At 61.5% G+C, this 6915-nt stretch carries 6 protein-coding genes; all 6 read right to left on the bottom strand.

What is annotated here, in order from left to right:
- The coding region (gene recA, locus Q0K06_RS08555) for a recombinase RecA (protein ID WP_294551167.1) at positions 1-957 on the bottom strand (957 nt) is incomplete at its 3' end.
- A gap of 45 nt (positions 958-1002) precedes the next feature.
- Positions 1003-1866 carry a peptide chain release factor N(5)-glutamine methyltransferase gene (gene prmC / locus Q0K06_RS08550; protein WP_294551164.1) on the bottom strand — a complete coding sequence of 288 codons (864 nt, stop codon included), beginning with the start codon at positions 1864-1866 and terminating at the stop codon, positions 1003-1005.
- A gap of 280 nt (positions 1867-2146) precedes the next feature.
- A complete protein-coding gene (locus Q0K06_RS08545) occupies positions 2147-3127 on the bottom strand; it encodes a DUF1385 domain-containing protein (RefSeq protein WP_294551160.1) in 981 nt (326 codons plus the stop codon).
- A 74-nt stretch (positions 3128-3201) separates the two neighbouring features.
- Entirely contained in the window at positions 3202-4632 is a 1431-nt protein-coding gene (locus tag Q0K06_RS08540) for a HAMP domain-containing sensor histidine kinase (protein WP_294551157.1), read from the bottom strand.
- A gap of 29 nt (positions 4633-4661) precedes the next feature.
- A complete protein-coding gene (locus Q0K06_RS08535) occupies positions 4662-5348 on the bottom strand; it encodes a response regulator transcription factor (protein WP_294551154.1) in 687 nt (228 codons plus the stop codon).
- A 25-nt stretch (positions 5349-5373) separates the two neighbouring features.
- Positions 5374-6732 carry a hypothetical protein gene (locus tag Q0K06_RS08530; protein WP_294551151.1) on the bottom strand — a complete coding sequence of 453 codons (1359 nt, stop codon included), beginning with the start codon at positions 6730-6732 and terminating at the stop codon, positions 5374-5376.
- Positions 6733-6915 lie beyond the last annotated feature (183 nt).

Below are 6915 nucleotides of genomic sequence, written 5' to 3'. Positions count from 1 at the left end.
CTGCTCGGCCGCGTCCCGTCCCTGGCCCAGACGCATATCGCCCATGGCGAACCAGGAGCCGCTCTTCTGCACCAGGTCCAGCTTCACGCCCAGGTCGATGAGCTCGCCGACCTTGGAGATACCCTCGCCGTACATGATGTCGAACTCAGCCTCCCGGAAGGGGGGCGCCACCTTGTTCTTCACCACCTTGGCCCGGGTACGGTTGCCGATGACCTCGCTGCCGCTCTTGAGGGCCTCGGTGCGGCGCACGTCGATACGCACGGAGGAGTAGAACTTCAGGGCCCGGCCGCCGGTGGTGACCTCCGGGTTGCCGTACACCACGCCCACCTTCTCACGCAGCTGGTTGATAAAGATGACGATGCAGTTGGTCTTGGCGATGGAGCCGGCCAGCTTCCGCAGGGCCTGGCTCATAAGCCGGGCCAGCAGGCCCACATGGGAGTCGCCCATGTCGCCCTCAATCTCGGCCCGGGGGGTAAGGGCGGCCACCGAGTCCACCACCACCACGTCAATGGCGCCGGAGCGGACCAGTGCCTCGCAGATCTCCAGGCCCTGCTCGCCGGTGTCGGGCTGGGAGATAAGCATGGAGTCGATGTCCACCCCCAGGGCACGGGCGTAGGTGGGGTCCAGGGCGTGCTCGGCGTCGATGAAGGCCACCTCGCCGCCCCGCTTCTGGGCCTCGGCGGCCACATGCAGAGCCAGCGTGGTCTTACCGGAGGACTCGGGCCCGTAGATTTCAATGATGCGGCCCTTGGGCAGGCCGCCGATGCCCAGAGCCAGATCCAGGGACAGGGACCCGGTGGGAATGGCCTCCACCACGATGCTGGCGTTGTCTCCCAGACGCATAATGGAGCCCTTGCCGTAGGCCCGCTCGATCTGGGCCATGGCGGTCTCCAGCGCTTTTTTCTTGTCAGCGGCAGGCGCCGCGCTCTCCACAGCCGCTTTCTTCTTATCTGCCATGTTGTATATCATCCTTTCAGCGGGCGGCCCTCCGCCCCGGTATTCTTATTGATTGGCCGTTCCCTTCACCACGCGCCAGATGCCGCCGGTGTCCTGGAAGGTCTCAATATCCTCATAGCCGCAGCGGGAGAGAATCTGCTCCACATCGGAGGCCTGGCCGATGCCCACCTCAAAGAGGAGCACTCCCCCTAAACGCAGGGCAGTCCTCCACTTCTCCGCAATGTCCCGGTAGAAGTCCAGGCCGTCGCTGCCGCCGTCCAGAGCCAGGTGGGGCTCGTAGTCCCGGACGGAGACATCCAGGCCGCCGATGTCCCCAGTGGGGATATAGGGCGGGTTGCAGGCAATGACGTCAAAATCCCACAGCTTGGCGGACGGCGCCTGCCGTGCGTCGGCCTGAACGCAGGTCACCCGGGCGTTCAGATCGTTGCGCCGGATGTTCTGACGGCAGATTTTCAGGGCCTCTTCCGACACATCGGCCAGCACCACCCGGCACAGAGGCGCATTGGCGGCCACCGCCAGGCCCACGCAGCCGCTGCCGGCGCACAGGTCCAGCACTCTGGCTCCTTCCCCAGCGGCCCGGGCGGCCAGGATGGCCTGCTCGGCCAGCACCTCGGTGTCCGCCCTGGGAATGAGCACGTCCCGGGAGATGTCCAGGGGCAGGCCGTAGAACTCCCACTCGCCGATGAGGTAGGCCACCGGCTCCCCTGCCAGCCGTCGGGCCATCAGCTCCGCCACCTTGGCCTCCACCTCGTCGGAGGCATAGAGGGGCATATCCCGAAAAAACTGCTCTCTGCTCTTGCCCGCCGCAAAGCAAACCAGCTCTCTGGCCTCCAGCTGGGCCGCCTCCACACCGGCCGCCTTCAGTCTCTGCCGGGCGTCCAGATAGAGATTGTTATAGGTCGTTGCCACACACACTCACACACCTGTCTGCGTTTTCTCTCTTTTCTTTGTCACGCTGTATCGTCCTCGCAGGCTCCGTATCGCTCACTTTGCCGCAGGCGGCAAAGTTCGTTTCCTTCCCTGCTCGTCCTCTCCCTGGAAAAGCGCTCTGTGCTTTCCCGGGGACCCCTTAATGCAACGGGCGGCTTCCCTGCGTCTCGGGCTTAAAACAGGTCCGCTTCGCGGCACTTCGGTTTCGCGCCCTCGCTCCGGTCCATCCGCCCTGCTCACGACGGCTCAGCGCTTCCTTTTACCACGCATCCTTGCCCTTCTCGCTGGGCAACACCAGGGTCAGAGAGCGGATGCCTACTTCAATCATGGAGTCGTCCGGCTCAAAGGTTGTGAAGTTCTGCATCCAAAGCCCCGGCGCACGGACGGCCCGGCAGAGAATATTGTCGTGGGCGCCCACCCAGCGGTTGATCTCATAGGTAATCCCCACCACGATGGGCAGCATCAGCAGGTGCAGGCCCATGCGGGCAAAGGTATTGGTCACCTCGATGAAGGAGAACACCACACTGGACACCAGAATCGCCACCACAATGACCACAAAGAGGAAGCTGGTGCCGCAGCGGGGGTGGTGCCGGGGCTGGGCCCGGACGTTCTCTACCGTCAAAGGCAGCCCCTTCTCATAGCAGAAGATGGTCTTGTGCTCGGCGCCGTGGTAGGAGAACACCCGGTGGATGTCCTTCATGCGGGAGCAGAGGATAAGATAGCCCATAAAGATGACCACCCGGACCACGCCCTCCAGCAGGTTGCGCAGCCACATGGGCATGCCGCCGGCCAGAGCGCCGGCAGCACCCACCAGGGCGGTGGGCAGCAGGATGAAGAGGCCCACGGAGAAGAATACGCCCAGAATCACCGCCAGGGTGACAAAGAAGCTGGCGGCCTTCTCGCTGCCCAGGTGCTCTTCCAGCCACAGTTCGAACTTAGAGGGCTCCTCCGGCTCCTCCTCATCCTCAGGGAAAAAGGAGGCGGAATACATAAGGGCCTTTACGCCATTGGCCATGGAGGATCCAAAGCTGAAGATACCCCGGATAAAGGGCAGGCCCAGGACCGGGTATTTGTCCTTAATAAGGACCCGGTCGTCCACCTTCTCCTCCAATTCGCCGTCAGGTTTGCGCACCACGATTGCCTTTTTCTCCGGGCCCATCATCATGATGCCCTCGATAAGCGCCTGACCGCCGATCATGGTCTTGAAGGGGGTGGCGCAGGATTTCTCTCTGTTTGACATTGGGTCGTGTTTCTCCTTTTGTTGCCTTTTGTATTTTACCAGACCGGTGGCCTGATTGCAAGAAAAATTAGAACTTATGTTCCAATCGGCAGATGGATGGTGACAATGCAGCCGCCCCCCTCGGCATTGCCGATGTCCAGGGTGCCGTTGTGGCGGGTAATAATCTCGTCGCACACCGCCAGACCGATGCCGCTGCCCCTGGCCTTGGAGGAGCCTTTGTAGAACTTGTACTTCACGTGGGGCAGCTCTTCCTCGGGAATGCCGGGGCCGTAGTCCCGGATGGTGATGATAATCTGATCCTCCTCCCGGTGGATGGCAGTGTCGATGCGCTTGCCGCTGCCGCCGTGCTTGGCGGCGTTGTCAAAGAGGTTGGAGAACACCTGCCGCAGCCGCTCCGGGTCGGCCTCGATGGTGGGGAACTCCTCCTCGGTGTCCTCATAGTTGAGGATAATCCCCTCCTTGCGGAAGAACTCCTTGTAGGTGTACACCGCGTCCTCCAGCTCGGCCTTGATGTCCACCGGCTCGATGGACAGAGTAAACCGGCCGTCCTCAATGCGGGAGAACTCCAGCAGCTCCTCCACCATGTTGGTCAGCCGCCTGGCCTCGGAGACAATGATGCTCATACCCTTGCGCACGTCCTCGGCGTCCCGCACCTCGCCGTTCTGAATGGTTTCGGCCCAGCCGTTGATGGCGGTGAGGGGGGTGCGCAGCTCGTGGGAGACCGAGGCGATGAACTCGCTCTTGAGCTTTTCCGACTGCTTGATTTTCAGGGACATGTCGTTGATGGTGTCGGTCAGGTCGCCAATCTCGTCGTCGAACTTTTTCTCAATCTGGATGCCGTAGCTGCCTGCGGCGATGCGCTTGGCTGTCTCCGTGATGCTGGCCACCGGCTCCACAATGGAGCGGACAAAGTACAGGTTGGAGAAGTAGACCAGAGCCAGGATGAGGACGCCGATGAGCAGGGCGATGATAACAATCATGGTGATCTGCCGGTCCACCAGCCGCAGGGATGTGACCATGCGGGCCACTGCCACCACCTGCCCGTTGATGACCAGGGGGCTGGATACCGCCATGATATGCTCGCCGGTCTGGGGGTCGTTGCCCGTCCAGGAGACGGTGTCCACCGTCTCAATGGCGCCGGAGATATCGGGGGTGTCCGGCTTGGTGCCGGCGGTGAGGCCGTACCGGTCGTCATTGCCGTAGCTGGAGACCTGGACGGTGCCGCTCTCCGCGTTGATGAACTGGACCTGAATGCCGTCCTGGTCGGAGAACCGGTTGGACACATAGTCCTGGGCGTACTGGAGGTACTCGGTCTCGGTGCGGGCGGTGCTCTGACTGACGGCGCTCTCCGCCTTGCCCTTGAGCTCGGAGCTCATGCTGGAGTAGTAGTACCCCGCCAGGGCCACCGAGAAGGCGGTCACCGCCAGCAGGACAATGAGCAGCACCACGCTGATGGAGTTAACCATCCATCGTTTGCGGATGCCTTTGAATTTGTTGGCTTTCATGTGCGGCTGTTCCCCCTGGATTTTCTCTCTCAGAAGCCCCATTTATATCCGTAGCCCCACACGGTGGTGATATAGACGGGTTTCTGGGGGTTGTCCTCGATTTTAATGCGCAGGCGGCGGATGTTCACGTCCACAATCTTCAGCTCGCCGAAGTAGTCCCTGCCCCAGACGGTGTCCAAAATCTCCTCCCGGGAGAGGGCCTGTCCCGGCTTCTCCATGAAGAGCTTGATGATGGAGTACTCCACAGGGGTCAGCTTGACCCGCTGGCCGTTTTTCTCCAGGGTCTGGTTCCGGGTGTTAAGCAGAAAGGGGGGCTGGGAGATCTCCGCGCTGCTCTCCTTCTCTCCTCCGCCGGTGCGGCGGTAGAGGGCGTCAATACGGGCGGTCAGCTCCGCCGGGGAGAAGGGCTTGGTCACATAGTCGTCGGCGCCGGTCATCAGGCCGGTAATCTTATCCATCTCCTGGGTGCGGGCGGTGAGCATAATGATGCCGATCTGGCTGTCGCTGGCCCGGATGCGGCGGCAGACCTCAAAGCCGTCCATGTCGGGCAGCATGATGTCCAGCAGCGCCACCTTGATGTCCGGGTTGCGGCGCAGCTGAGCCAGGGCCTCCTCGCCGGTCTCAGCCTCAATGGCCTCATAGCCCGCCCGCTTGAGATTGATGACCACAAAGCTGCGGATGTTGGATTCATCCTCCAGCACAAGTACCTTTTTCATGTTCCTGCCTCCTCTTTGTCACGTATTACCAGTCCGTGGTGCTCTGCTTGAACAGCTCCTGCACGCCTGTCTCATCCAGTCCGCAGTCCCATGCGTCGGTCTTGAGCTCGGCGGAGTAGATGGTGTTCTCGTCGGCGGCAAGGGTAAACCGCTCCCCCATGCGGGATCGGGTGTACCGGTTGGGCCCGGTCAGCTTGTAGATGGTGAGGAAAGTTTCCGTGTCCTGCTCCTCTCCGGTCCACAGGGAGAAGGCGGTGGCCTTCTCACCGATGGTGGAGTACTGGCTGACGGTAATCTTGTTCTCCCACCAGTCAGGGAGGATGAAGTACCAGCCGTCGTCAAAGTTGTGGTAGGTGGTGAAAACCGGCGTGCCCGTCCCGTTCAGATCGTACTGGACCCAGGTGTACAGGGTCTCTGCTGTGGTGGCCCCGCCGCTGGAGATGAGGGGCACGGGCATGGGGATCTCCAGGAAATTGTCGTCATTGATGTCGGTTGGCATGGCGTCGTCCTTGGCGCGGCGGGTGGAGTTGCTCACACCCACGCCGCTGCCCGCCTCGCTGCTCTCCAGGGTGATGTTCTCCAGATTGCCGTCCCGCCAGGCAAAGATGTCCGTAACCACGCCCTCCCCCTGATAGGAGGTGATAAACAAGCCCGGGGCAGTGGTGTTGCCCTCTGCGTCTCCCCGGAGGTAGCCGGTCTGGACGCCGTCAGTCACAATGCCGGTGACCCCCTGGGACAGCATGGGGCTGGACCGGAGCACCAGGCCGTTCTCTTCCGCGTCATAGAACTCCACACGGCTCTTGCCCTCAATGGTATCCAGGCGTACCACAGCGATCTCCTTCTGGTTGTCCATGTCCAGGTCCTGAAGCTCAAAGCTGGTATACCCGGTGCGGAGCATCTCAGTGGCCTGGTAGCGCTCGATGGAATAAACCGACAGGACATAGGCGTTGCCGCTGACCAGCCAGCTCACTACCAGCTCCTTTCCGGGGGAACCGCTCAGATCCTCATAGCTGATGGAGTTGATGGCAGAGCCCTCGCCCTCGATGACGGTGCCCAGCTCATAGCCGTCGTCAGTGAGGCGGAAGATATAGATCTTCAGGGGCTTGTCGTCGTTGGCGGTGCTGACCCGGAAAAAGGCCAGCGCCTCCATCTTGCCGTCCCCGTCCAGGTCCTGGAGCTGAACGGGCTGGTTGTTGGCCCCCATGATGGGGGCGGCGTACTCGGCGCCGGTGCCGGTGGTGACCTCTTCAATTTTCTCCTGCAAATTCTGATACTCCTCGGGCAGCTTGGGCAGGGTGAACAGCTCGTCCACTGTGCGGAAGCAGCCGGTGAGGGTGCCCAGCAGCAGCGCTGCGGTCACAAACAGAAGGCATATTTTCTTCATCTCAAGACCCTCCGGGGGCAGATTATGGCGGGGTTTGGGGCCAGAGATGTGTCCCCCGGCCCATGCTGCGTACTCAGAGAGTATCATATCACATTTCCCTGTTGTTTGGTATGGTAATTTGTAAATTTTATGCCCCCATGCCCCGGTTGACTTTCCCCGCCCCATAGGATACAATGTCCCAAA

This window comes from uncultured Pseudoflavonifractor sp. (genome assembly GCF_944387805.1).
Lineage (GTDB): Bacteria > Bacillota > Clostridia > Oscillospirales > Oscillospiraceae > Pseudoflavonifractor.
Note: the sequence above shows the minus strand (reverse complement) of the source record. Positions and strands in the feature narration are given on the sequence as shown.

Bases quoted from the DNA above. Each gene is read 5' to 3' on its own strand.
- Q0K06_RS08545 (WP_294551160.1), bottom strand. From the start codon at position 3,127: ATGTCAAACAGAGAGAAATCCTGCGCCACCCCCTTCAAGACCATGATC.
- Q0K06_RS08540 (WP_294551157.1), bottom strand. From the start codon at position 4,632: ATGAAAGCCAACAAATTCAAAGGCATCCGCAAACGATGGATGGTTAAC.
- Q0K06_RS08535 (WP_294551154.1), bottom strand. From the start codon at position 5,348: ATGAAAAAGGTACTTGTGCTGGAGGATGAATCCAACATCCGCAGCTTT.
- Q0K06_RS08530 (WP_294551151.1), bottom strand. From the start codon at position 6,732: ATGAAGAAAATATGCCTTCTGTTTGTGACCGCAGCGCTGCTGCTGGGC.